General features: G+C 59.3%; 21 protein-coding genes. 7 read left to right on the forward strand and 14 right to left on the reverse strand.

The genetic code is table 11. The features are described 5' to 3' along the window. Positions 1-21: 21 nt before the first annotated feature. The 4 genes from GDJ93_RS07970 to GDJ93_RS07985 form a co-directional block, all read right to left on the reverse strand. Complete coding sequence (locus GDJ93_RS07970; RefSeq protein WP_152068385.1) at positions 22-900, reverse strand: spermidine synthase; 879 nt, start codon at positions 898-900, stop codon at positions 22-24. Continuing rightward, entirely contained in the window at positions 901-2,808 is a 1,908-nt protein-coding gene (locus tag GDJ93_RS07975; RefSeq protein ID WP_152068386.1) for an elongator complex protein 3, read from the reverse strand. 99 nt (positions 2,809-2,907) lie between these two features. After that, positions 2,908-3,807 carry a DUF4097 family beta strand repeat-containing protein gene (locus tag GDJ93_RS07980; RefSeq protein WP_193221498.1) on the reverse strand — a complete coding sequence of 300 codons (900 nt, stop codon included), beginning with the start codon at positions 3,805-3,807 and terminating at the stop codon, positions 2,908-2,910. Next, positions 3,807-4,529 (reverse strand): helix-turn-helix domain-containing protein, encoded by a 723-nt coding sequence (locus tag GDJ93_RS07985; protein WP_117582890.1) that lies wholly within the window; start codon positions 4,527-4,529, stop codon positions 3,807-3,809. Before GDJ93_RS07985 ends, GDJ93_RS07980 begins: the two co-directional genes overlap by 1 nt. A gap of 267 nt (positions 4,530-4,796) precedes the next feature. On the opposite strand from GDJ93_RS07985, the gene GDJ93_RS07990 reads away from it, so the two are divergent. From GDJ93_RS07990 to GDJ93_RS08000, 3 genes are all read left to right on the forward strand, one after another. Further along, the gene (locus GDJ93_RS07990) at positions 4,797-5,669 is read left to right on the forward strand and encodes a class I SAM-dependent methyltransferase (protein WP_152068388.1); all 873 of its coding nucleotides are present in this window, start codon (positions 4,797-4,799) and stop codon (positions 5,667-5,669) included. Between the two features lie 119 nt (positions 5,670-5,788). Then, positions 5,789-6,628, forward strand: coding sequence for a tRNA (guanine(46)-N(7))-methyltransferase TrmB (trmB, locus tag GDJ93_RS07995; protein WP_152068389.1), 840 nt, complete (start codon positions 5,789-5,791; stop codon positions 6,626-6,628). Between the two features lie 310 nt (positions 6,629-6,938). After that, positions 6,939-9,620, forward strand: a complete 2,682-nt coding sequence (locus GDJ93_RS08000) for a DEAD/DEAH box helicase (protein ID WP_152068390.1) — start codon at positions 6,939-6,941, stop codon at positions 9,618-9,620. Between the two features lie 79 nt (positions 9,621-9,699). Here the strand turns inward: GDJ93_RS08000 and GDJ93_RS08005 are convergent, their stop codons facing one another. From GDJ93_RS08005 to GDJ93_RS08030, 6 genes are all read right to left on the reverse strand, one after another. Beyond that, entirely contained in the window at positions 9,700-11,457 is a 1,758-nt protein-coding gene (locus GDJ93_RS08005; protein ID WP_152068391.1) for a DUF2130 domain-containing protein, read from the reverse strand. Between the two features lie 140 nt (positions 11,458-11,597). Continuing rightward, positions 11,598-12,143: a metallophosphoesterase gene (locus tag GDJ93_RS08010; RefSeq protein WP_152068392.1), complete on the reverse strand. Its 546-nt coding sequence runs from the start codon at positions 12,141-12,143 to the stop codon at positions 11,598-11,600. Between the two features lie 66 nt (positions 12,144-12,209). Further along, the gene (locus GDJ93_RS08015; protein WP_152068393.1) at positions 12,210-12,389 is read right to left on the reverse strand and encodes a hypothetical protein; all 180 of its coding nucleotides are present in this window, start codon (positions 12,387-12,389) and stop codon (positions 12,210-12,212) included. Between the two features lie 18 nt (positions 12,390-12,407). Continuing rightward, positions 12,408-12,734, reverse strand: a complete 327-nt coding sequence (locus tag GDJ93_RS08020) for an HIRAN domain-containing protein (RefSeq protein WP_152068394.1) — start codon at positions 12,732-12,734, stop codon at positions 12,408-12,410. A gap of 425 nt (positions 12,735-13,159) precedes the next feature. Next, a complete protein-coding gene (locus GDJ93_RS08025) occupies positions 13,160-14,539 on the reverse strand; it encodes an aldehyde dehydrogenase (RefSeq protein WP_152068395.1) in 1,380 nt (459 codons plus the stop codon). An 8-nt stretch (positions 14,540-14,547) separates the two neighbouring features. Beyond that, positions 14,548-15,768 carry an iron-containing alcohol dehydrogenase gene (locus GDJ93_RS08030; RefSeq protein ID WP_152068396.1) on the reverse strand — a complete coding sequence of 407 codons (1,221 nt, stop codon included), beginning with the start codon at positions 15,766-15,768 and terminating at the stop codon, positions 14,548-14,550. A gap of 256 nt (positions 15,769-16,024) precedes the next feature. Here GDJ93_RS08030 and GDJ93_RS08035 point away from each other — a divergent pair, with 256 nt between their 5' ends. Further along, positions 16,025-16,585 carry a ferritin family protein gene (locus GDJ93_RS08035; RefSeq protein ID WP_022094328.1) on the forward strand — a complete coding sequence of 187 codons (561 nt, stop codon included), beginning with the start codon at positions 16,025-16,027 and terminating at the stop codon, positions 16,583-16,585. 242 nt (positions 16,586-16,827) lie between these two features. Here GDJ93_RS08035 and GDJ93_RS08040 read toward each other — a convergent pair whose 3' ends face one another. Both GDJ93_RS08040 and pdxR read right to left on the reverse strand, forming a co-directional pair. Beyond that, positions 16,828-17,709: a hypothetical protein gene (locus GDJ93_RS08040; protein WP_152068397.1), complete on the reverse strand. Its 882-nt coding sequence runs from the start codon at positions 17,707-17,709 to the stop codon at positions 16,828-16,830. A gap of 539 nt (positions 17,710-18,248) precedes the next feature. Next, entirely contained in the window at positions 18,249-19,688 is a 1,440-nt protein-coding gene (gene pdxR / locus GDJ93_RS08045; protein ID WP_152068398.1) for a MocR-like pyridoxine biosynthesis transcription factor PdxR, read from the reverse strand. A gap of 145 nt (positions 19,689-19,833) precedes the next feature. Here pdxR and pdxS point away from each other — a divergent pair, with 145 nt between their 5' ends. Then, the gene (gene pdxS, locus GDJ93_RS08050; protein ID WP_022094325.1) at positions 19,834-20,724 is read left to right on the forward strand and encodes a pyridoxal 5'-phosphate synthase lyase subunit PdxS; all 891 of its coding nucleotides are present in this window, start codon (positions 19,834-19,836) and stop codon (positions 20,722-20,724) included. Positions 20,725-20,744: 20 nt separating this feature from the next. Beyond that, complete coding sequence (gene pdxT, locus GDJ93_RS08055) at positions 20,745-21,332, forward strand: pyridoxal 5'-phosphate synthase glutaminase subunit PdxT (protein ID WP_152068399.1); 588 nt, start codon at positions 20,745-20,747, stop codon at positions 21,330-21,332. Positions 21,333-21,681: 349 nt separating this feature from the next. On the opposite strand, the gene GDJ93_RS08060 is transcribed toward pdxT, so the two are convergent. After that, positions 21,682-22,593, reverse strand: a complete 912-nt coding sequence (locus tag GDJ93_RS08060) for a hypothetical protein (protein WP_035137032.1) — start codon at positions 22,591-22,593, stop codon at positions 21,682-21,684. A gap of 152 nt (positions 22,594-22,745) precedes the next feature. Continuing rightward, positions 22,746-24,161 carry an MFS transporter gene (locus GDJ93_RS08065; RefSeq protein ID WP_152068400.1) on the reverse strand — a complete coding sequence of 472 codons (1,416 nt, stop codon included), beginning with the start codon at positions 24,159-24,161 and terminating at the stop codon, positions 22,746-22,748. Positions 24,162-24,366: 205 nt separating this feature from the next. Between GDJ93_RS08065 and GDJ93_RS08070 the strand changes: the two genes are divergently transcribed. Further along, entirely contained in the window at positions 24,367-24,777 is a 411-nt protein-coding gene (locus GDJ93_RS08070) for a peptide deformylase (protein WP_035137030.1), read from the forward strand. Positions 24,778-24,789 lie beyond the last annotated feature (12 nt).

Here is a 24,789-nt window from a genome sequence, read left to right on the forward strand (position 1 = left end):
GTCTTTTTGGGACGGGGAGACTTACTTGTCGTGAAGGACGGTGCCGAGGAAGTCGGTGTCGAAGGGCACGGCTTCGGCAAAGGCATAGTCGCCGTCGCTGGCGATGAGCAGGTAGTTTTCCTCGCCGCCAAACTTCGCATCGCCACATGGGACCACCCAGGCGTGGACGAATACCTCGAGTGCCGTGGCAGCGCAGTCGCGCAGGAACGTCACATCGCTCCCCTCGTTTGCGCTCACGATATTGGCCACGTAGATACCCCCGGGGTTCAGGCCGCCCCGCACCAGGCGCAGCGCTTCAACGGTCGCCAGCTCGCGCACGGGCTCGGCACCGCCAAAGCAATCGCTCACGACCACGTCGTAGCGACGATGGCCCACGCTCGACACACCCAGATACGAGCGAGCCTCAGCGGTTATCACCCGCAGGCGATCGCCCGCCGCGCGCTCTAGCTCGTCTAGGTAAAACCAGCGGCGCGCCAGACGCGTAATCTCTCCGTCATACTCGATGACGTCCATGCGCAAGCCCTCGTGCGACATCAGGGCGAATTTAGGATAGGCAAACCCGCCGCCGCCCAGCATCAGCATGCGGTCGATACCGTGACCATAAGCGTCGCGCATCGCATCCTCGGCCTCAAACACGTCGTCAAACGCGCGATAGTACGCAAAGACGGGCTCTGCCCAGCGCTCGCCAACGTAACTCGCGCTTTGGTAGACGCCGCCTTGCACCAATACGCGGACTTCGTCGCCGCCCTCGTCGTGCACGCGTTTCACACGCGCCAACCCATTGCGGGTTCGCGCAACCTGCAGACAGGCAGCACGAACAGCGACAGCGGCCGCACCAAGCGCCGCGGCTCCCAGAGCAACGCCGGCAACGACGCCGGCAGAAACACTCGGCTTGTTCATCTAGAGCTCCTTTTGCAGATAAAGACCATGGTCATAAAATCCAAGATGGCGATAGTACTCGCGCGTACCGATCGCGCTGATCACGTTGATGCGCGCATAGCCGGCATCCCGGGCAATCTCGCACGCACGCTCTACGAGCAAACGCCCCAACCCGTGATGCTGCGCCGCCTGGCCCTGGTCGCCCACGCGTGCCGCCATGCCATACACGTGCACCTCGCGAATCATCGCCTCGTCCGGCGACGTCGGCAACTCGTCCGCATGCGCGGCAACAAACGAATGGTCGGGCAGCGACAACCGCAAAAAGCCCGCGATCTTGCCCTGCGGCGTCACCCACTGCAAAAAGCGCTCGTAAGTCACCGGCGTCTCGTACGCCACTTCCTCATCAAGAGATAGCTCATCCAAGTCGGCACCCGCCGTACTGATCTCGCGATAGCGAATCTCGCGCACCGTCGCACCGTCACCCCGAGCAGCCAGGCGGTTCTCAACGAGCTGACGCAGGTTGGGTTTCTTGTTGCCCACCATAATGTCGTCGGAACTAAAGTCGCGGATCATGCGGCTGATACGGCAGAACGCCGGCGTCACCACGATGTCGTCGGCCAGTACATCGAGCAGCTCCTCCTCGGTATAAGGACGCCACTCGCCACGCTCGTAGCAGCCCACCAGACGCGAGCCCTCGATGAGCGCACACGGATAGACCTTGACCTCATCGGGCATAAAGGTCCCCTCGGTCATAAAGCGCTCGTAGTCGCGCTTGTCCCCCTCCGGCGTGGCGCCCAGCAGGTTAAGCATAAAATGCGCATGGATCTTAAAGCCGAACAGGCGTGCAAGCGAAAACGCGCGCTCAATCTGAGCCACCAAAATTCGACGCTCGTTGATATCGAGCAGGTGCTGGTCGAGGCTCTGGATACCCATCTGAATCTTGGTGCAGCCCAGGCGACGGATGAGCGTGAGGGCTTGCGGCGTTACGGCATCGGGACGCGTCTCGATAACGAGCCCCACCACGCGATGCTTCGCCGTCTCGTTAATGCGCTGCTGACGTTCAAGCTCCTCCATCGTTGCCGTCTGCCACTCGGCGACCTGGCCCCACGGCGTGCCGGGGCCGTACAGACGACGCACCGCGCGGTTATAGCCACCCACGGCAGCATCCACACGACCTTGCTCGTCGACAACGCCGTCAGCGAGCTCAGCCTCGTCTGTCGCAATGCCGGCTGCCCGATAGCGCTCGCGGCGCTCTGCTACCACCGGCGGCAGGGCATCGGCGGGAGCGTCATCGAGCAGGCGCCCTGCCTCGGCACGGCTGATGCCCGGGCGCGCCAACATGGGATTTGCCGCCACGCCCGCCACCGCATCATCATTGAGCGCACGGAAGAGCTCAGACATAAACCATGTCTGATAGCCTTCCGGATAGTCGCTCCAGGTACCGCCAAGCACAATGAGCTCAATCTTGTCGGTCGCATGCCCCATCTGCGAAAGCGCCGTCAAACGGGCACTCACCTGCAGATACGGGTCAAAGCAATTTTGCTCCGCACGGGCGCACGCCGGCTCGGCATGCAGATAGCTTTTAGGCATGCGCAGATCGTTGGGGCAAAACAGGCAATCGCCCGAGCACGGCCAGGGCTTGGTGATAACGGTAATGGTCGCCACGCCCGAAGCCGTGCGACGAGGCTTCATGCGCAGGACCTGCAGCAGTTGACGTTCCAGATCGGAATCGACATTCCACGCAGCCCACCGAGCCGGCTCCTCGCGTTTAACCCGCTGGCAGAATGGCAGCAGGCGGCGCTTGGCCAGGTCACGTTTGTCGGCGCCCTCACGGCGCGCCTCGGCATGTATCAGTTTGACGAGCGCCTTGTCGTCCACGGTCTCGCCGCGACGCAGGGCCTCGAGTATGTTCAAGATAATCTGTTCCATGTCCCCATTGTAAAGGTAAAGGCGCCGGAGCCGATCTCGGCTTCGGCGCCTTCATCAAACAGCGCGTCTATATCTTCGCCCAGGCTTTCGTCTGCCTCACTACTCCGAATCAAACGACATGTCGCCCGAACCGACCTCAAAACGATACGTAGCAGACTTATCGCCGTTATCGAATTCAAGATTCAAAATGGTCTCGCCGTCGTAGTCAAGCGGAAGGAAATCGCTCTCAAAGTCGCCGCTGCCCAAGGTGAGGCTCGCCTTAAAGCCCGTAGAGTTCGGAACCGTTATCTCCACATCGCCCGAGTCCACGCTTACGTCCATCGACTTCGCGGGGGCCTGGTAGAGCTCGAACGTCACATCGCCCGAACCGACCTCAGCCCTGAGCGCATCAGTCACGTTGCCCGTAAACTCTACATCTCCCGCACCCAGGAAAAGGTCAAGACCATCACAGATGACACCGGCAATTTGCAGATCACCCGAGCCCACGTGCGCGTTGATCCCCTTCAGATGTTCGGCAACACGGCGTGGCAGCTCAACCGTAACCGAGCGGTCAATTGCCTTACCGTCATCACTTCCAGATTGGGAAACCTTGAGCGTCGAGTCCTCGACAGATGCGATGTTTTGCGTCGCGGCCTTGGAGGCATCCACGCCCTTGGCAACGCGTCCCCGCTCGATAACGCGAACCTTGTTGTCATCAACAACCTTGACGTCCACCGTAGCCGCGGCGATATCGAAATCGAGGTAGCGAAATTGATCGGCATCAAAGGTCGCACTCGAAAGCTGCTGAGGCTGAGCGGAATATTTACCGCCATCGTTCATAAAATCGTCGTCGTCAACCACATCGTCCATACTGGACAAGCCGAATACAACATCGTCGAGATCCCACGGACCATCAAAATGAATCAATGTCCGCGAAATGCCAAAGACAAGTCCAATGATAAGCACAAACGCTCCGATGCCAATGCCCAAGCGCCTCTTAGACTCATGCGAGAGCTTCATCATTCATCACCTTCTTTGGCACTCGACTCAGCGGTGGTCGCGGCAGCCATGTCAGCGTCAACCGCTGTGGAAACGTCCTCCCCCTTAGTCCTAGCGACCGCCGGCGCCGGACCAACCTGGATATCCCCGCGCGCCCAATCGCCATCGAGCGCACGTGCCACCCAGTGATAGATGGGAATCGTAAAGAAAATCAGCGCGGCAAAGGGGCCGGCGCCAAACAGGAACATCAGTAAAAAGAACAGTAGCCAGCACACGGCCCAATACGGGAACGACTGGAACGGACCCTTCACCGGAGTCGGGCCGGCCGCACCGGCACCCGTCACCTGAGCCGTCGCCGCATTGGCAGCCTGCGCACTCCAGCTTGCCGCCTGCGCCGCCTTGGCCGCCGCGTCACTTGCCTGCGTTGCCGCCTCGGTGGCGCGCGCTGCCGCCTCATGGGTGCGGGCGCGCTCTGCCGCCTCGGCCTCGCGCTGACGGGCGCGGTCCTCGTTCTCAAACTCGATATCGTCCTCGATCTCGTCGCTCGGATTGAGCAGCTCGTCCAGGCTCACGCCATAGAGTTTGGCGAGCGAGATCAGGTTCTCGGTATCGGGCGAGCTCTCCGCGCGCTCCCATTTACTGACCGCCTGGCGCGACAGCCCCAGCTTTCGCGCCAGTCCTTCTTGGCTAAAGCCCTTGCTGCGACGAAGGTCGGCGAGCCGCTGCGCAGTTTCTACATTCATGGTTCCTCCTATGTGATGCCAGCCGTGCCGCCGGACCGTTTTTGTTCTTAAGGCGCCTTGCACAGTTAAAAATCTATCCGCCACCGCCAAAAGCATGCCACCTATTCTAGTGAGATTTTTGACAACCGGCGGTTGCGGGCGCATATGAGCTGCGGAAATGTGTCCAAACAAAGCAATGACCCGCAGCTCGGTTGTCCCCGTTGCGGCGTTAACGGTAGTATGGTCGTACTGTTTATTTCGCACCGCTAACGGAGGGAGTTCCGCGCCGTGAACCGCGATTTCGCCTCATCGCTCATCCAGCTCAACAACACGTTCTATCGCGAGCACTCTGCCTCCTTCTCCGATACGCGCCAGGCCCCGTGGCCCGGCTGGGTACGCACCATGGATATCGCGCTCGAACAGCTCGACGTCGCCACGATCGAGCATCCCGTCCGCGTCTTCGATCTTGCCTGTGGCAATATGCGATTCGAGAACTTTGCCGCCGGCGGCGCACTTGCCGCCAAGGGCGTCGATGGCGCAAACCCCTCGGCAGATGCCAGCTGCCCGTTTGAGTTCTATGGTGTCGACTCGTGCCAAGACCTGGCCATCGATGCACATGGCCACGCGCTGCGCATTCCCAACCTGCACTTCCAGGAACTCGACGCGCTCGACGCCCTTATGAAGCTCAACCCCGCCGAGACGCCCGACGTGCTTTTCGACGCCCCGCTCGCCGACATCTCGGTCTGCTTTGGCTTTATGCACCATGTGCCGTCGTGCGAGTACCGTGTACGCGTGCTCGACGCTCTGGTGCGCCAGACGCGCCCAGGCGGCATCATCGCCATCAGCTTTTGGGAGTTTATGAACGACGAGCGCATGGCGCGCAAGGCCGTTCGAGCCGAGGCCCGCGCCGAGCTCACCCCGCCGTTTGAGGGTTACGATTCCGCGCAGTTTGAAGCCGGCGACCACCTCATTGGCTGGCAAAACGACCGCCACGCCTACCGCTATTGCCATCACTTTGACGATCAGCAGATCACCGACCTAGTGCGCGGCGTCCGTACGTTCTACAAGAGCGGCGAGGTCCCCGTGCGCGAGCTTGAGCGCTTCCATGCCGACGGTCGCAGCGGCGAGCTCAACCGCTACGTGATTCTCAAGCGTCTGTAGGCATCGACGACTCGTCGCCGAGCCGCACCGCATCTTTCGGGCAAACTATGCCCACCCTTTTTTCAACCCATTGACGGAACGTGCAGCTATGCGTTCCACACGTATGACCAAGGAGCCTCATGGGAGCCGTCCACGTTCGCACGCCTAAGAACTTTGTGCTCGAGGAGCGCCTGGAGCGCTACGCCGATGCGATTGAGACGAACCCCGAGGCCTATGTCGGAGATTGGCGCGCGGCTTGCGCGCCCGCAGGCAGCACGCCCTTCGAGCACCTTCACCTGGATCTTGGCTGCGGCAAGGGAACGTACCTTGTAGAGCGCGCGGTCCACGAGCCAAACACGCTCTTTATCGGTATGGACCAGGAGCCCATCTGCATCGCCTATGCCGCACAGAAAATCTACGAGCAGGAGCTATCCAACGCACTCGTCCTGCCCCGAGGCGCCGCATCGCTGCCGCAGCTGTTTGCCGCAGGCGAGCTCGATGCCATCACCATCAACTTTCCCACGCCGCAGCCCAAGGCCAAGTACGCCAAAAAACGACTCGTCCATGTCGACCATCTGATGCTCTACCGCCCGCTCTTTTCAGCCGGCGCTACCGTCACGCTGCGCACCGACAGCAAGCCGTTGCGCGATTACGCCCTGGGACAGTTTGCCGCGGCCGGCTACGACACACTTTGGGTAAGTGACGACGTCCGCCGCGACCATCCCGAGCATCCCGAGACCGAATATGAACACCGCACGCGCGAGATGGGTGCCGTCGTCTATGGCATTTGCGCCACACCCGGCGCACAGCCTAGCGATGAACAGCTTGCGGCGGGCCACGCGCAGGAGCAAAGCCTTGCCTGCTACCTGCCCGAAAACCTCGATGCGCTCACCTATGTGCCTCTCGGCATGGAAGAGGCCGTCGAGAACTTCAGAAACCGTGCCCGCAAGGGCAAGAAGCGCCTGCCGCAAGAGTCCTAGGGGCTTCTGATGGTCGCGGCGTCGGCAAACAAGCGCAAATAAGCGCCGGCGAACGTCCCTTAAACCTAAGTGAGTAGACTTTTTTGCAATAGCCAAGCACAGCCCGCATAGCGAAAACTAAAATCGCAGGTAGAGCCCTTGCGCAAAAGCCATGTGCTCGCGACATCGCAAAAAGTCTACTCACTTAGCTGGCAACTGCACCAAACGGCCGGGCAGAACGCCCATTTCCTGCATTTTCTCGCGCGCTGGCACCCCGCGCCGCTGCTACGCCATAATAGTTGGCGGACAAACGGCGAGAGAAAGCAACCACATGGCACAGACCACGACAGATACTTCCGCCAGCACCGTTTCTGGCGCCGGCGCCGCCAGCTCGTTCTCGGGCGGCACGGGAACCGAAGCCGAATTCGGCTCGCTCGGCGCGCTCTCCCCCACCTGGTGGGAGCCCGAGGATGGTAGCGAGCCCGAACCATGGCTCACGCCCGATCAGGCCTTCGAACGCTTCTTTGAATGGACAAGCGACCGCGGTATTGAGCTGTGGGATCACCAAGAAGAGGCCCTCATGGACCTGGCTGCCGGCGATCACGTCATTTTGGGAACACCGACTGGATCGGGTAAATCGCTCGTCGCGCTGGGCATGCTCTTTATGGGCATGGCGCAGGGCAAGCGTTGCTATTACACGGCCCCTATCAAGGCCCTGGTCAGCGAAAAGTTCTTCGATCTGGTACAGGTGCTCGGCCGCGATAACGTCGGTATGATCACCGGCGACACGCATATCAACACCAAGGCGCCCGTCATCTGCTGCACGGCAGAGATCCTTGCCAACGACGCACTGCGCGAGGGCGAAGATGCCGACGTGGGCTGCGTAGCCATGGACGAGTTCCACTACTTTGCCGACCCCGACCGCGGTTGGGCCTGGCAGGTGCCGCTGCTCACCCTGCCCCACACGCAATTCATGCTCATGAGCGCCACGCTCGGCGATGTCACTGCCATCGCCGCCTCACTCGAGGAGCACACCGGTGCTACCTGCGACTTGGTCGTCGATGCCCCGCGCCCCGTGCCGCTGAGCTACGACTACGTGACGACCTCCCTCGAGGGCACGGTCGAGCTCGCCATGCGCCGTGGAGAGGCCCCGCTCTATATCGTGCACTTTAGCCAGGACGCCGCCCTTGCGACGGCGCAGTCGCTTGCCAATTTCGGCATCGCCAGCAAAGAGCAGCGCGAAGCCATCAAGGAAGCCGCCAAAGGCACGAGCTTCTCCACGGCTTTCGGCAAGATCCTCAAGCGCTTGCTCGGCTGCGGCGTCGGCGTGCACCATGCTGGCATGTTGCCGCGCTATCGCCTCCTGGTCGAGCGCCTGGCGCAGCAGGGCCTACTGCCCGTCATCTGCGGCACCGACACACTCGGCGTCGGCATCAACGTGCCCATCCACACCGTGGTGCTCACCGCGCTCACCAAGTTCGATGGCTACAAGATGCGTCGTCTGCGCGCCCGCGAGTTCCATCAGATTGCTGGTCGCGCCGGCCGCTCGGGCTTCGATACCGAGGGCATGGTCATCGCCGAGGCCCCGGAGCACGAGATCGAGAACGCCAAGCTCATGGCCAAGGCGGGCGACGACCCCAAGAAGCTCCGCAAGATTAAAAAGAAGAAGGCCCCCGAGGGCTTTGTCACCTGGAACAAGCAGACCTTTGAGCGCCTGATCGAGACGCAGCCTGAAACGCTCAAGCCACGCCTTCGCATCACACACTCCATGGTGATTAGCGTGGTCGAGCAGGGCGGCGATGCCCGAGCCCGCGTACACGACCTCATCGAGACGAGCCTGCAGACTCCCGAGGAAAAAGCTAAGCTCGAGGTTCGCGCCGACGAAATCTTCGCCACACTCATCGATTCCGGCGTCGTCGTTCGCACCGAGGTGCCGCCCGCACCCGACGCCCCGGCTGACGCCGCACCAGACATCGACTACGCACTGACGGTCGATCTGCCCGAGGACTTTGCGCTCGACCAGCCGCTCTCGCCATTTTTGCTTGCCGCGTTGGAGCTACTCGACCCCGAGAGTGAGACCTATACCATGGATCTGATCTCGATGGTCGAGGCTACGCTCGAGGACCCCAAGCAGGTATTGCGCGCACAGGAGCGCGCCGCGCGCGACCACGCGATGGCCGAAATGAAGGCTGACGGCATCGAGTATGAGGAGCGCTTGGAGCGCATTCAAGACGTCACGTACGAAAAGCCGCTCGAGGATTTGCTCGACGCCGCCTTTGACAAGTACTGCCAGGAAGTGCCCTGGGCAAACGACTACCAGCTCTCTCCCAAGAGCGTCCTGCGCGATATGCTGGAAAGCGCGAGCGATTTTAAGGGCTATATCCAAAAGCTCGGAATCGCCCGCTCCGAGGGCATTCTGCTGCGCTACCTGGCAGAGGCTTACCGTTCACTTGACCGCACCGTACCCATCGAGAAGCGCGACGAGCGTCTGCGCGACATTATCTCGTGGCTGGGCTTTGTGGTGCGCTCGGTGGACTCGAGCCTGGTGGACGAGTGGGAGAACGCCGGCAACCCGGCAGCCCTCGATGCTGCGCCGCCGCAGGGCATCGACGAGGTCGTGGCGGACCGTCGCGGCTGCACGCTGTTGGTGCGCAACGCGCTCTTCCGCCGCGTGACCCTTGCCGCCCGCGAGCACGTTCGCGACCTGGGCGAGCTCGACGACAACTGGGGCATGAGCGAGATCCGCTGGCAAAAAGCACTCGACGCTTACCACGAGCAGCACGAGGAAATCCTCACCGACGGAAATGCCCGCAGCGCCGCGATGTTTTCCATCGATGAGTCCGACGAGAAGACCGCGCACGTATGGCACGTGCACCAGATCTTTGCCGACGAGGATGGCGACCACGATTTTGGCATCATGGGCGATGTCGATCTGGACGCCACGCAAGACGGCGGCGAGGTCATCTTCAAAAACTACCGCGTCGGCTTTATCGAGGACCTGCTCGAGGACTAGCCGTACATACTGGAACGAAATGAAGTGGGGCCGCTGGTAACATCGCCAGCGGCCCCGCTTTTGCGCTATACGCTATGCCTTACTCGGCACCCTCGACCTCATACGAATCCGCCTCGGCTGGCTCATCGTTTGTCTCTGTCGCAGCCCCGCGCGCCTCGTCAAACGCGGCCTTCATGGTCTTGTTGCCCCACGTGAGCTTGCGAATGGTAAGATCGTCCGCCTTCTTGTTGGCTAGGCGCAGATTGTTCTCGGAGGACAGCAACGCCTCCTTGGTTTTCTGCAGATGGCTAATCGTCTTGTCGATCTCATCGATCGCCGTTTGGAACTTGCGGCTCGCGATCTCGTAGTTGCGACCGAAATCATTCTTGAACTTCTCCATCTTGGCTTCGAAGTTCGTGACGTCGATATTCTGCTGTTTGTACTCCGCCAGTTCCTGCTTATAGCGCAGCGAACCCATGGCGGCGTTGCGAAGAAGCGTGATCATGGGAATAAAGAACTGTGGGCGAATCACGTACATCTTCTCGTAGCGATAGCTCACGTCCACGATGCCGGCGTTGTAAAGCTCGCTCTCGGGTTCGAGCAACGTGCAGAGCACCGCGTACTCACAGCCTTTCTGGCGACGATCGTGATCGAGTTTCTTAAAGAAGTCCTCGTTTTTATGCTTGGTCGCAGTCTCGTCGTTCTCGTTTTTCATCTCGAACATAATCGAAATGACCTCGTTGCCGCTCGCGTCGCACTCGCGGAAGATAAAGTCGCCCTTGGTGCCCTCGGACGCATCGTTATCTTTCTCGAAGTACGCGTTAGGAAACGCCGTCATGCGCAGACGGTTAAACTCGGTCTCGCAGTGCTGCTCGAGCGACTCGCCCACCATCTTGGTGGACAGGCGGACCTTCATGTCCTTAAGGCGCTCAATCTCTTCGTCCTTGTAGCGAATCAGGTCATCGCTCGCGCGCTTGGCCTGCGCAAGCTCGAGCTCGTGTGCCGCCTTGACCTGTTCCTCGCGAGAATCGCGCACCGCCAGCTCACTCGTCAGTTTGGCACGCGCCTCATCGCGCTCTCGCTCCGCCGCGGCGACCGCCTTCGACAGCTCCATTTTTGCAGAAAGTTCTTGCTCACGAAGCTGTGCACGAAGGCCCTCGGCCTCGCGCTCGGACTGAGTCTTAGCATTCGAGAACTTCTCACGCACTTCTGTCTGGTAATCGGAAAGCTTACGATTCGCTTCGTTTTGCGCAGCCTCGAGCTTACGCTGCGCCTCGGCCGCAGCAGTTGCGAGTGCCATTTCTTGAGCCTTATCTGCGGCGGCAAGCTTTGCCTGCAACCCCGCAATCTGAGCATCGCGCGCGGCGAGGTCATTTTGAGTCGCATTGCGTGCCGCCGCCTCGGCGAGTTTGGCTTCGTCATCCTTGCGCCCCAGCTGCGCACGCAAGTTGTCGATCTCGCGCTGCAGCTCGGCATTCTCCTTTTGAGCATCGGCGCGGGCCTCAACCGCCGCGCGCTGGCTTGCACTCTCGCGCTCTGCGGCAGCGCCCTCGAGCTTGGCGCGCAGCTCGGCAAGCTCGGCATCGCGCTTGGCAACCTCTTGTGCCAACTCCTGCGCCGCAGCGTTCTTCTGCTCGACAAGCTGAGCGTCGCGTTGAGACTCCGCCTCCTGCAGGGCAGACGCCGAACGCGAACGCTCAAGCTCCAGCGCCTGCTCGCCCTCGCGCTGGACTGCCTTCACACGCTCATCCAGGTCGCGCGAAAACTCGGCATCGCGTACTTGCTTGACGATATCCGCATAGCCAGACGCATCGACCTTAAACACTTCGCCGCAATGCGGGCACTTGATCTCGTTCATAGCAGCTCCTCGATGGACGCAAATTTCAACCGCCTACACTCTACCGCGCCGCACGGACAAAAAAGGCGCCGCCGCCATAATGGCAACGGCGCCAGAACCACCACAAAGGTGCCTGTCCCCTTTGTGGTGGTTCTGGCGCCCTATAACCCAAAGAAGCTAAGAATCTGATCGCGGCTTACGGGCTTGTACTCGTTGGCATCGAGACCGACATCGTAGCGAAAGATAGGGCGCTCGCGATCGCGGTTGCGCGCGTTGGTGCGGTCTCCCCTGCTGTGGATATGCCCGTGCAGCATGATGGCGCCACGCGCCTTGCCATTCCAGCTGAGCATGGGATAATGGCTCAACACCAGTCGATGGCCCTTGGCATAGCCGGGAGCAATCTCCAGGTAATCGCGCACGTCTTCCCAAATCTGCGGTACGTCGGGATCTTCCCAGTCGCCGTCATGGTTACCACGAATGAGCGTCACGTTCTGACATTCGATACGCTCGCGCAGGCGCACCGCCTCCGCCAGGGGCAAACGATAGGTAAAGTCTCCCAAGATATAGAGACGGTCGTCCGCCGCTACGCACTCATTGACGGCATCGATGACCTTGCGGTTCATCTCCTCGACCGAATCAAACGGCCGATCCATATCGTGCAAGATATTCGTATCGCCCAGGTGCAGGTCGGCGGTAAACCACATCATCGTCTATGTCCTCATTTCGCAACGTGTTCAACTCGTGCTAAGTATACAGACGTAGCGATGCGGCGGTTATCCAAAGAGCCCACCGAACAGTCCGCGGCGGCGCTTGTCTCGCTTTTTCGAAGCGTCACTCTGAGTTTTCTTGTCCTGCCGTTTCCTACGGTCCTGCTCCAACTCATCGTCATCGAGTAGCATATCCCACTCAAACGGATCATCTGTCAGATCGAACAGGTCATCGTCATCAAACATGGCAGCCTCCATTGCCGACTAGTGAGCATCCACCACATAGAGCCCAACGCGCACCTGATGCCACGGGCTGCGCTCGGGAGCAACCTGTTGCACACGGGCCTCAAATACGTCCTCGTGGCCGTAATACATCATCAGGGACAGTGGGCCGACCTCGTTTCCCGGAACGTAGCCAAGTTTGGTCTTGCCATAGTAGATCGCAACTGCCTCGGGGTCATGGGGATTATCGCGCTCGGCACACAGCGTCAGTTTATCGCCCGCTTTAAGATCGCCTAGGACCAAAGCGCCGTCGGCATATTGAAATCCTGCGATATGAAACGACAGAAGAACACGCGAAGGCTCGTACATAGCAGCTCCTCTAACGGCCGGATAAACCGGTGTGTAACCTTATTGAGAAGTCTACGGTCCCGTGCGGACACAAATACATCCTGTCTGCGTCCTTCAATCGTTTGCCTCAACGCTTGCGCGACAGAACGCTTGCAGATAAGATAGGAACACGGATGGCACCCGTTGCCGCGGGTCTTGCCAACTCCGATACACGTTTTCATCGTGAGAAGTGGCCGTCTTCGCTTACGCGGGGGCGGCTATTTCATTCGGCCGATAAACAGACCGAGTTCGATAGCCGCAATCAACAACGCCAATAACGAAATAACATCGCTTACGTTCATACCAAATCCCTTCTAAAGGGAGTTGGCCCATCCGTGCTCCATAACAGTAGTCTAACGCAAAATGCAGGTAATAGGAACACTTGTTCGTATTACCTGCGCCCTTTTCTAATGCACAAACATGCGCACGAACTTGTGCTTCCAGCTTGCGTAGGGCGCATACCGAAACGGCACGTCCAGCCAAGTTGCCTTGTTCACGATACTCTTCTTGTGGCTAAACGTATCGAAGCTCTCGCGTCCATGGTACTGCCCCATACCGCTCGCGCCCATGCCGCCAAAGCCCATATGGCTCGTAGCCAAGTGCATGATCGTGTCGTTGACACAGCCACCGCCAAAGGGCACGTAACGCACGAAGCGCTGCTGAACTGCGCGGTCCTGACTAAAGATATACAGGGCCAGCGGCGTCGGACGATCCGTAATAAACGCTTCGGCCTCGTCTAGGCTCTCAAACGTCAGCACCGGCAAGATGGGACCGAAGATCTCCTCCTGCATCACGGCGTCATCGGGGGTCACGCCGTCTAGGATCGTCGGCTCAATCTTGAGCGACGACTCGCGCGCCGTGCCTCCCAGCACGACCTTATCGGGATCGATCAGCCCGCGCACGCGCGCAAAATGCTTAGCATTGACGATATGCCCGTAATCCTCGTTATCGAGCGGATGCTCGCCAAACATACGGCGGACCTCTTCCTTGATGAGGCCCAGCAGCTCGTCGTGCACGCGCGTATCGACCAGCAGGTAGTCGGGCGCCACGCAGGTCTGCCCCACGTTGAGCCATTTGCCAAAGGCGATACGCCGTGCCGCGACCTTCAAATTTGCCGTCGCATCCACGATGCAGGGGCTCTTGCCGCCCAGCTCAAGCGTCACGGGCGTGAGGTTTTTGCTCGCGCGCTCCATAACGAGCTTGCCGACCGAAACGCTACCGGTAAAGAAGATCTTGTCCCAGCACTCATCGAGCAGCGCTTCGTTTTCGGCGCGCCCGCCCTCGACAACCGTCACCAGGCACGGATCAAATGCCTCTTCACAGATTTGCTTGAGCACCGCGCTCGATGCCGGAGCATAGGCACTCGGCTTGATGACCACGGTATTGCCCGCGGCAAGGGCGCCGGCGAGCGGCTCGAGTGTTAGCAAAAACGGGTAGTTCCACGGAGCCATGATGAGTGTGACGCCATAGGGCACGGCTTGCGTTTTGCACACGCTCACGGCGTTAGCGAGATCGCACGGACGCAGGCGCGGACGACTCCACCGAGCCACGTGAGCGATCTGATGTCGAATCTCGGAAAGCGACGTACCAATCTCGCACATATAGGCCTCGTCATGCGACTTCCCCAAATCGGTCTTGAGCGCATGGGCGATATCGGCCTCGTGGGCCCGCACCGCATCGCGTAAACTCACGAGCGCGCGACGTCGAACATCGACATCAAACGTGGCGTGCGTCTTAAAGTAGGCGCGCTGATCGCCGACGATGCGCGCAATTTCCTCGGTGTTCATGGACCCTCCTAATTCTCGTCCTCAAACATACCACCCGCAACGACTTCGTACATATGCTCGAGCTCCAAGCGGTCCATTAGAAGCGGAACGGGGTATAGCGGATTGGCCTCGGCATCGGCATGGGCCGCCATTTGCGGAATATCGGAGCGGCGAATACCCGAGACATATTTGGGGATTCCCAGGGCCTCGTTCATGCGGTCGACCCAATCGATAAAGGCCTCGGCCGCCAAGTTGTCTTGCGCGTTAGCCGGCGCGATACCGGCCATGCGGGCAAGATCGGCGAGCTTAGGAGCAGCAGCTTCGCCATAGGCGCGAAGCATATGCGGCAGGATGATAGCGTTGGCCAAGCCGTGCGGAATCCCGTAACGCCCACCCAAGCTGTGTGCGATGGCGTGAACGTATCCAACATAGGAGCGCGTAAAGGCAACACCCGCCTTATACGCCGCCGAAAGCATATTGCGACGAGCGTGCATGTCGTCGCCATGCTCATAGGCCTCGAGCAAATTGTCATGGATGAGCTGAACCGCCTGTCGCGCCATCTTACGTGTATAGGGCGTGGTGCTTCGCCCGATAAACGCCTCGACGGCATGCGTCAGGGCATCCATGCCCGTCTGCCCCGTAATGGAAGCGGGCAAGCCGCACGTAAACTCGGGGTCGTGCACCGCAAAGCGCGGGATGAGCACAAAGTCGTTAATGGGGTACTTGTAGTGCGTCTCGTCATCGGTGATAACCGCCGCGAGCGTGACTTCGCTTCCCGTACCGGCGGTAGTGGGAACCGCAATAAGCAGCGGTAGGCGACGATGAATCCTCAACAGGCCGCGCATCTTGTTGATGGGCTTGTTTGGCTGCGCGATGCGTGCGCCCACGCCCTTGGCGCAGTCCATGGCTGATCCTCCGCCAAAGCCGATAATGGCCCGGCAGTCGTTCTCGCGATACAGCGCCGCCGCTTCCTCCACGTTTGAGACCGTGGGGTTCGCACGCGTTTCGGCATAGACCGTAACGCCAATCCCCCTGGATGCGAGCGCCGTCTCGAGCGGTGCCGTGAGCCCCAGACGGGCAATGCCGGGATCCGTCACGATAAGGACCTTCTGGATCGAGCGCTTTTGAAGCACCGCGGGCACATCCTCGGCATGCTCTAAAATGCGCGGCTCGGTATAGGGCAGGATCGGCAATGCAATGCGAAAAACCGTCTGATATGTTCGGCACCAGGCACGACGGGCTAGATGCATAAAGGAAACTCCTTCATTTGTTGATAGGTCAACATTTGCTCGCCCGATTGTACGCAGCGGCGGTCAAAGACGGCCTGCCAATCGTTAATCAATCAACATCTTCATATCTCAAAATTGTTTTATTAAAAATCATTCCTAATAGGCTTCACATTTGGTTGCATTTATGGATAATAGAACTCGTCAAGACGCACGTCCGGAGAGGGCCCTTACGGGACCGGACGAGCGCGCAATCGCCATCGATCGAAAGGATCGAATCATGAAGTTTGTTTGCCCCGTTTGCGGTTATGTGGAAGAGTTCGACGGCGACCAGCTGCCCGAGGATTTTAAGTGCCCCCAGTGCGGCGTTCCCGGTTCTCGTTTCCTGAAGCAGGAGGAGGGCCAGCTCGAGTGGGCCGCCGAGCACGTCGTGGGCGTCGCCAAGATGGAGGGTGTCTCTGAGGACATCGTTGCCGACCTGCGCGCCAACTTTGAGGGCGAGTGCTCTGAGGTCGGTATGTACCTGGCCATGGCTCGCGTCGCTCATCGCGAGGGCTATCCCGAGATCGGCCTGTACTGGGAAAAGGCTGCCCACGAGGAGGCCGAGCATGCCGCCAAGTTCGCCGAGCTCCTGGGCGAGGTCGTGACCGACTCCACCAAGAAGAACCTCGAGATGCGCGTTGAGGCCGAGAACGGCGCCACCGCCGGCAAGACCGATCTTGCCAAGCGTGCCAAGGCCGCCGGCCTCGATGCCATCCACGACACCGTGCACGAGATGGCTCGCGACGAGGCCCGCCACGGCAAGGCTTTCGCCGGCCTGCTCAAGCGCTACTTTGGCTAAGCCAACCGCCTGAGACATAACCTCAAGCTCGATGAGGCCCGGACCGTATTGGTTCGGGCCTTTTTCGTGCCTCACGAACTTGTTAACGCCCTGAAATAGGACCGCCTTCGGCATCGGCTTCTCGTCAAAAACTAAGTGAGTAGACTTTTTGGAACTTGCCGAGCAGACCATCCATATCACTTTATAAAGCCGCAGGTAAATGCCTTGTTGCAAAACGACCTAGTCGCCAAAGTGCCAAAAGTCTACTCACTTAGATTCGCAGCCGTCCACGATCGAGCCATTTTGTGTCTAACGGGCATCTTTCCGTCGATTACTCCCAATTTTGTCCAGTCAATGAATAGTTCAGACCGGAGTAATGCCTCAGCCCTTTGCTCATCCGAGCTTTTATCACGATATTCAGCATCGAGCATCCTGCATACGGCCTTAACGATCGCGCGGAATCTATCCTCATCCGATATCTGTCTGTGTGTAAGGAGAAGCACATCGTAGCCCATGGCCTGAAGGGCCGTCATGCGGTCAGCGTCACGCAAGCCATCCCCTGCGCGTCCGTGCGAGGCCTTTCCCTGACATTCAATGGCCACCTGTCGCCTACCGTCCGGCGAAGAAAGAAGTAGGTCGATATATACACGGGACTTTCCCACAATCGCTCGAGCACTTGTGCTTAGTATCACTTCAACATTAAGCTCTATGCCACAAAAACCTTCGCCTCCCAGGGACCGCGGCAGTGCAAGCAACAAATTCGCCTCGACCTCAAAAGGCGATGCGGCACCCAATGGAACGAGTTGCGACACCTCCCTAAATCTATTGCCGTAACGTATCCCGCAAACATCTGAACAAAAACGGTGAAGGTCTCCGCCCAAAACCAAAGCGTCTCGACGCCATAAATTTGAGGCGGTGCCGTCCTCGGACGGACAGCGCACCCAACCGAACGTTGTCGAAATCGCGCCCGAATCAATTGCACGCGAAAGCTCCGCCTCAAGTGCCGCCGGCAGGGCACACACCGCAAACAAGCCACACATCTCCGCCAATACCAAAAGAAGCTGAAGATCCGTCAGATGCCGCGACATGATGAATGCCGTCAGTAGAGGAGACGTAATCAAAAACCCATGCTCCGTTTCCAGCACGGATTCCCTGGGAAGCTCACCAAGGAACAGCCGCTGCCTAATGCTGGCAGGACAAGTCCGTTTGTTTCTCGTCCGAACCAATGTATACAACGGAAAACCGAGCGCGACCGCAGCCGTCGGGTTGCGGGCGAGATCATATCGCTGCCGGTCTTCTTCCGGTCGTGGAAGCGGCGGACACAAAGCGCGGACTTGAGGAGGCAAACGCCAGTACCTAAAAGCCGATATGTCACAAAGTAGATCCTTCATAGGCACAGGAGAACACGAATTTCAACCCAGTCAGTCACGCATTGGCGCGAACGCACCAAAAATGGCGCCGAACGGACTGCCAAGTTTTCAACAGCCCTCCCCAACTGGCCAAAAGCTTGTCGAGAGCTGGACGAAGCCCTGTTGAAAACCCCATTTTTTTTCTCATGCAGAAGCTTTACGCGGCAAGTGAGTAGACTTTTTCGAACTTGCCGCGCAGGCCAGTCATCCTGCTTCTCAAAACCACAGGTAGATAGCTTGTTTCAAAACGACCCGGTCGCCAAAGCGCCAAAAGCCTACTCACTTAGATTGCAGAGCGCCCCCATTAGCTGCAATTCCAAGGTATTAAGCACTTCCGGACTCAGGTCGTCATACTGGACAAGAATTTGAGTTGAGTTTTCAGGGACAGATGCGCCATCGGCACACCAATAACAGTCGCTGATATCGATAAACGGAATACCCGAGCGCGTGAGAGCCTGCGCAAAAGAGCTTCCGCCCGTTCCACGCTCCGCAACCACGATACAGTAAAGGCCCGCGTCTGCATGCTCGATCGAGACCTCTCCTGCCGGAAATACCTTCCGCACAAGCGCCATCAGGCCATCACGCGCCTCGCGAGCACGAACGCGCACGCGGTTCACATGTCGCTCGTAATCACCCGATTCCAGCAAACGCGCCAAAGCGACCTGATCAACAGAGCTCACCGACGAGGCGTAGAAACCAAGGTTGCGCCTAAACCGCTCCATTAACTCATCGGGCAACACCATGTACGCCAAACGCAACGCCGATGAAAGGCTCTTCGAAAACGTGTTGGTGTAGATAACCGACTGGGCGGCATCGATCGACGCGAGCGCGGGAATCGGCTTCCCGGCAAGGCGAAACTCACAATCAAAGTCATCTTCGATGAGATACCGACCTGATCGCTCGGCGGCCCAGCTCAGCAACGCATAGCGACGCGCAATGCTCGTCACAAGACCGGTGGGATACTGATGGGACGGCATAAGGTGAAGGACATCGGTCCCAGCTTTCTGCAGAGCGCTCAGGTCCACGCCGTCATCATCCAACGGGATATGTCGAACTTTGCAACCCATAGCCTGATAGATGCGCGTCAGACGCAAATAGCCCGGATCCTCAACCGCATACACCTTGTCCGCGCCAAGCAACTGAACCAACATGGTATCGAGCAGCTGGGCGCCCGCACCGATAACGATGTTGTTGGGGTCGATATTCATACCCCTTGTCCCGTGCAGATGGTGAGCAATTGCGCGTCGCAGCCGAGCAGTGCCCTGCGCCGGTGCGGGCGAAAAGATTTCGCGCTCGTCTTCGGATGCCAGCGTCGCCCGTAGCGCGCTTTGCCAAAGCCGCGCCGCCTCCAAAGCGGAAGGAGAAAGTGCGTCGAATTGCTCGACCCGCCCGCGGACATCATGCGCGCTGGGGTCCACAGAGACGGCATCTCGGTCGATGCCCTCCGAAGCCAAAGGCAAAACCGGTGCATCCGGAAGCTTGCAAGCGTAGTAGCCACGCCGCGGCTTTGAGCAAATATAGCCCTCGGCAAGTAGCTGGCTATATGCATTCTCGATAGTAATGACACTGATTCCCAGATGACTGGCAAAGGCGCGCTTAGACGGCAGATGCTCCCCCGCCGCAATACGGCCAGCAACAATATCATCTCGAATTTGCTGGTAAACATACTCATAGAGCGATGCTTCGCCGCGTTTTTCCAAATTGTAGTCAAGCATGAGTTTATCACCTGACCTTATTAAGCCATTCAATCTGGTATTAGTCTGACCTTGTTATTATCTCGAAAACTGAGTATTTTGCCATACCCAGCTCCCCGATAGGATGTTCCGTCAAGCAATGCACATGCCAACCAAGGGAGCAACCATGGCAGAACAGACCAGCAAGGCAGATCGCGTCAAACTCAATCGCGAGCTCGCGCAGATGCTCAAGGGCGGCGTCATCATGGACGTCACCACGCCCGAGCAGGCACGCATCGCCGAGGAGGCAGGCGCCTGCGCCGTCATGGCTCTCGAGCGCATCCCGGCCGACATCCGTGCCGCGGGCGGCGTCTCGCGCATGAGCGACCCCAAGATGATCAAGGGCATCCAAGAGGCCGTCTCCATCCCTGTTATGGCCAAGTGCCGCATCGGTCACATCGTCGAGGCGCAGGTCCTTCAGGCTATCGAGATCGACTACATCGACGAGTCCGAGGTTCTCTCCCCCGCCGATGACGTCTATCACATCGACAAGACCCAGTTTGACGTGCCGTTTGTCTGCGGCGCCCGCGATCTGGGCGAGGCGCTGCGCCGTGTTGCCGAGGGCGCCACGATGATCCGCACCAAGGGCGAGCCGGGCACGGGCGACGTCGTTCAGGCCGTGCGTCACATGCGCAAAATCCAAAAGCAGATCCGCGACGTTGTTGCCCTGCGCGACGACGAGCTCTTTGAGGCAGCCAAGCAACTGCAGGTTCCGGTCGAGCTGGTGCGCGAGGTCCATGCCACGGGTAAGCTTCCCGTCGTGAACTTTGCCGCCGGCGGCGTAGCGACCCCCGCCGACGCCGCGCTGATGATGCAGCTGGGCGCCGAAGGCGTCTTTGTCGGCTCGGGCATCTTTAAGAGCGGCGACCCCGCCAAGCGCGCAGCCGCCATCGTCAAGGCCGTGGCAAACTTCACCGATGCCAAACTCATTGCCGAGCTTTCGGAGGACCTGGGCGAGGCTATGGTGGGCATCAACGCCGACGAGATCGAGATCATCATGGAAGAGCGCGGACGCTAGTCCAGCAGAAAGGATCGCACATGAGCGATTACGCAGACCAGACGGTCGCCGTGCTGGCGGTCCAAGGTGCTTTTGCCGAGCACGAGGCGAGGCTGTCCGAGCTGGGCGCACACTGTATTGAGCTGAGGCAGGCGGCTGATTTGAAGCAGGACTTTGACCGTCTGGTACTTCCCGGCGGTGAGTCTACCGTTCAAGGGAAGCTGCTTGATGAGTTGGGCATGCTCGAGGAGCTTCGCACCCGCATTGTTGAAGGCATGCCCGTCCTGGGCACCTGCGCCGGCCTGATTCTGCTGGCTCACGACCTTGCCGCCCATGACGATAAGGGCACGCCGCGCCTGGCAACCATGGATGTGCTCGTTGAGCGCAATGCCTACGGCAGGCAGCTCGGCAGTTTTCGAACCAAGGGGCAGGTAGCTGGCATCGACGGTGAAGTGCCGCTGACGTTTATCCGCGCGCCCCGCATCGTCGAGGTCCACGGCGATGCCAAGGCCCTGGCCGAAGTCGATGGCCGCATCGTCGCCGCCCGCCAGGGCAACCAGCTCGGCGTAACCTTCCACCCCGAACTCGACGAAGACACCCGCCTCCACGAAATGTTTCTACAAATGTAGGCATCGAAATCAACAAACGAAACGAGAGTGGATAATCTCCCACTTTAAGCTTGAATGCAGGCTCAAACTGGGAGATTATCCACTCTCATGCTATGTAGTCGTTGGGGACGTTCTTAAACGACTAGTCAAACAAGAACGTCCCCAACGACTATCTTTTAGCAGGTCTGGATCAAGGCAATGCCGATGTTTTGGCACCGGCAGCGAGCGCCCACCAGAGCGAACAAATTGACATGAAAAGAGGACGGCATAGACCTTCTGGTCATGCCGTCCTCTTTGAATGACAAGTTGTCGCTCTGGTGGGCGCGCAGCGTCAACTAGTTACGCGGTTTGGTAAAACCGCGTAACCCAACTAGAAGCGGTTGCCGCGGAAGCCGCCGCCGTTGCGGCCGCCACGATCGCCACCGCGACCGCCGCGGTCGTTACCACGGTTGCCGCCAAAGCCGCCACGGTTGCCACCGCGATCGCCATAGCCACCACGGTTGCCGCCAAAGCCGCCGCGACCGCCACGGTCGCCGCCACGGTCACCAAAGCCGCCACGGCCGCCACGATCGCCACCGCGACCGCCGCGGTCGCCACCACGGCCACCACGATCGCCAAAGCCGCCGCGACCGCCACGGTCGCCGCCACGGCCACCGCGATCGTCACGACCGCCGCGAGGACCGCGATCCTCGTCCAGACCCATGGCGACGAGCGGAGCGATAACCTTATCGAGAGCGGCCATCAGCTCGGTGGCCTCCTCGTAAGAAAGCTCGGGCAGGAGCTTCTCCTTCTTGTTGGCAAGCTCGACCAGGCCCTCAGCGGCATCCTCGGCAGCGAAGACAACGATCTTGCGCATATCGCCCTCGGCGTCGTCGATGCGGCCGACCAGATCGGCAGCCTCGGCCTCGGCCATCAGGCCATCGAGCTCACGAAGGCGCATGCCCAGCAGGTCGGACATTTCCTTCTGCTCCATCTTGGGCTTGAGGTCAAGAAGCTTGATGGCGCGCTCGATGTTCGCCATGCGCTCGGCCTTGGCCTCCTCCTCCTTAGAAATAGCAAAGCGACGGCTACGCAGCAGGCGGGCGGCCTTCTGCATCTTGTCCATCAGCTCTTCGTCATCGTAATCAACGGCGGCCTCGACAACCTCGGCCTCCTCCTCGGCGGAAACCTCGTCAGCAGCCTCAACCTCGGCAGCTTCGGTCTCCACGGTCTCGACTGCCTCGACCTCAGCAGCCATGGTCTCGTTCTCGGTCTCGTTCATGATCTCTTCGTTCTCGGACATGAGACTCCTTCTTAGCCCTCTCGGGCATCATCGCCCCATTCGCGGGGCCCGTCGCGCACTCTTTGCGCTTTAAACATTCATGCCTCTCGGCAAAACGTCCATTAGTTTATGGTGTCGCCATCCAATCTAGCTGCAGAATCTATGTGCACACATTAATGCGACATGTGTGACACGCGACGAGCGTACACCAGCGACGCCACGAACCCGACCACGGCAATTGCAGCCGCCACACGCACGGCAGCTGCAAATCCAATCGCCTGGGCAACGTCCGTCGCAGCGCCAGCGGCGCCGGCGGTCGCAGCAGAACTCGAGAGCAGGCCGATAAACAGCGACGGGCCAAACGATGCGGCAATCATATTCCACGTGTTAAGCAATGCCGTTCCGTGAGGATGTTCAGCGGCGGGTAGCGTCTCCAAGCCGGCCGTTTGCGAGGGGCTCAGCACCAAACCGACTCCGGCATACACCACAACGGTCAGCGCCACGACGATGCCGATGTTCATGCTTGCCGCCGTCATCGAGATGGCAGTCTGCCCCACGGCAATCAGGGCAAAGCCGACCGGCAGCAGCGGCCATGCGCCACGGGCGTCCATCACACGTCCGCCTACAATCGAGGTCACGGCGTTGCAGGCAATCGCCGGCAAAATGAGTAAGCCCGCAATAAGTGCGGTCATGCCGTATGCGCCCTCAAAATAGAGCGGCAACAAAACACTCATCGAGAACGTTGTCATCATCGACACCACCACAAGCAGGCACGCAGGCCAAAAACGAACGCTCGTCATGGGGCGCACGTTGAGCACCGGATGCTCGAGCTTGAGCTGGCGGACCGCAAACAGGCCGAGCAGCACAATGGCGGCGAAGAGCGTCACGATGCCGGCAATCAGATTGGTCGAGAACTCGCCTACGGAATACACAAATGCCGTAATACCGGCAGCGAGCAAAACAACCGACAGAATATCAAGCGTGGCGTTCAAACGCTCTCCGACATTCTGAACAAGCTTTACGCCCGCCGCAGCGACCACAATGCCGCCCACCAGCGGCACTACGAACACCGCCCTCCAGCCAAACAACGTGCACATAAGACCGCTGATCACGGGTCCAAACGCCGGCCCCAGCGTAATGCAGGCACCGCCCAGGCTCAGATACAGACCAAGCTTCTCGCGCGGGGCGCAAGACAGCACCACGTTCATCATGAGCGGGAACAAAATGCCCGATCCTGCAGCCTGCAAAATACGGCTTGGCAGCAAAACGCTAAATGACGGAGCGAACAGGCACAGGACTTCGCCGGCGACCATGCATCCGCATGCGAAAAACAGCAGCTTGCGCGTCGAGAAACGGCCGGACAGGAAGGCCATGATGGCCGTAAAGATCGACGTCACGATCATGTAGCCCGAGACGAGCCACTGTGCCGTGGTGGCACTCACCGAAAAGGCTGCCATAATGTCGTGCAACGCCACGTTAATGATGTTCTCGTTAAACGCGGCAACAAAGGCTGCAATATACATTACGACGAGAATCGCCGCAGAGGCCGATGGCGTTACTTGAACTTGTTGCTGAGATTTGCTCCCCATGCATTTCCTTCCTCTTGGAACGACAGTCGCATCGCCCCAGAGGAACGGTCCAGGGCGAAAAATGAGCCCTAGACTTACGCCAGACGCCGTACACGACGAATCTGGCAACATGGTCCAACATCGAAAGATTGTAACGCGGACGCACAGCTTTCCTTCCGCGCTATTATTAAAAGTCCACGAAAGCATAAGACATGAGGAGCCCGCCATGATTAAGCCCATCATGAAATCCGAGTTCTTTTTGCGTCTGCCTTCCGAAGACGCGGGACCCGACGATGCCGCGACCGGGCAGGATCTCCTAGATACACTCCACGAGCATGAGCGCGAGTGCGTGGGCCTCGCCGCCAACATGATCGGCGTGCGCAAACGCATCATCTGCGTAAAGGACGGCAACAGGACACTCCTGATGTACAACCCTCAAATTCTTGAGCAGGTCAATGCCTATCAGACGAGCGAAGGATGTCTCTCGCTGATCGGCGAGCGTCCCTGTACCCGCTATCGCCGCATTAAGGTTGAGTATTTGGACGAGAACTTCGTCCACCGCATCAAAAACTTCTCGGGCTACACCGCCGAGATCATCCAGCACGAAATCGACCACTGCAATGGCGTCGTGGTTTAGGCCACCTGCCAA

The sequence above is a fragment of the Collinsella aerofaciens genome (assembly GCF_902501475.1).
Classification (GTDB): domain Bacteria; phylum Actinomycetota; class Coriobacteriia; order Coriobacteriales; family Coriobacteriaceae; genus Collinsella; species Collinsella aerofaciens_AL.

What these genes read in the sequence shown, in the direction of transcription:
- GDJ93_RS08070 (WP_035137030.1), top strand. Translation starts at nt 24,367, where the DNA reads ATGATTAAGCCCATCATGAAATCCGAGTTCTTTTTGCGTCTGCCTTCC.
- GDJ93_RS08010 (WP_152068392.1), bottom strand. Translation starts at nt 12,143, where the DNA reads ATGATGTGGTTTACCGCCGACCTGCACCTGGGCGATACGAATATCTTG.
- pdxS (WP_022094325.1), top strand. Translation starts at nt 19,834, where the DNA reads ATGGCAGAACAGACCAGCAAGGCAGATCGCGTCAAACTCAATCGCGAG.
- GDJ93_RS08030 (WP_152068396.1), bottom strand. Translation starts at nt 15,768, where the DNA reads ATGCATCTAGCCCGTCGTGCCTGGTGCCGAACATATCAGACGGTTTTT.
- GDJ93_RS08015 (WP_152068393.1), bottom strand. Translation starts at nt 12,389, where the DNA reads ATGTTTGATGACGATGACCTGTTCGATCTGACAGATGATCCGTTTGAG.
- pdxT (WP_152068399.1), top strand. Translation starts at nt 20,745, where the DNA reads ATGAGCGATTACGCAGACCAGACGGTCGCCGTGCTGGCGGTCCAAGGT.
- trmB (WP_152068389.1), top strand. Translation starts at nt 5,789, where the DNA reads ATGGGAGCCGTCCACGTTCGCACGCCTAAGAACTTTGTGCTCGAGGAG.
- pdxR (WP_152068398.1), bottom strand. Translation starts at nt 19,688, where the DNA reads ATGCTTGACTACAATTTGGAAAAACGCGGCGAAGCATCGCTCTATGAG.
- GDJ93_RS08020 (WP_152068394.1), bottom strand. Translation starts at nt 12,734, where the DNA reads ATGTACGAGCCTTCGCGTGTTCTTCTGTCGTTTCATATCGCAGGATTT.
- GDJ93_RS08060 (WP_035137032.1), bottom strand. Translation starts at nt 22,593, where the DNA reads ATGTCCGAGAACGAAGAGATCATGAACGAGACCGAGAACGAGACCATG.
- GDJ93_RS08025 (WP_152068395.1), bottom strand. Translation starts at nt 14,539, where the DNA reads ATGAACACCGAGGAAATTGCGCGCATCGTCGGCGATCAGCGCGCCTAC.
- GDJ93_RS08065 (WP_152068400.1), bottom strand. Translation starts at nt 24,161, where the DNA reads ATGGGGAGCAAATCTCAGCAACAAGTTCAAGTAACGCCATCGGCCTCT.
- GDJ93_RS07980 (WP_193221498.1), bottom strand. Translation starts at nt 3,807, where the DNA reads ATGAAGCTCTCGCATGAGTCTAAGAGGCGCTTGGGCATTGGCATCGGA.
- GDJ93_RS08005 (WP_152068391.1), bottom strand. Translation starts at nt 11,457, where the DNA reads ATGAACGAGATCAAGTGCCCGCATTGCGGCGAAGTGTTTAAGGTCGAT.
- GDJ93_RS08000 (WP_152068390.1), top strand. Translation starts at nt 6,939, where the DNA reads ATGGCACAGACCACGACAGATACTTCCGCCAGCACCGTTTCTGGCGCC.
- GDJ93_RS07985 (WP_117582890.1), bottom strand. Translation starts at nt 4,529, where the DNA reads ATGAATGTAGAAACTGCGCAGCGGCTCGCCGACCTTCGTCGCAGCAAG.
- GDJ93_RS08035 (WP_022094328.1), top strand. Translation starts at nt 16,025, where the DNA reads ATGAAGTTTGTTTGCCCCGTTTGCGGTTATGTGGAAGAGTTCGACGGC.
- GDJ93_RS07975 (WP_152068386.1), bottom strand. Translation starts at nt 2,808, where the DNA reads ATGGAACAGATTATCTTGAACATACTCGAGGCCCTGCGTCGCGGCGAG.
- GDJ93_RS07970 (WP_152068385.1), bottom strand. Translation starts at nt 900, where the DNA reads ATGAACAAGCCGAGTGTTTCTGCCGGCGTCGTTGCCGGCGTTGCTCTG.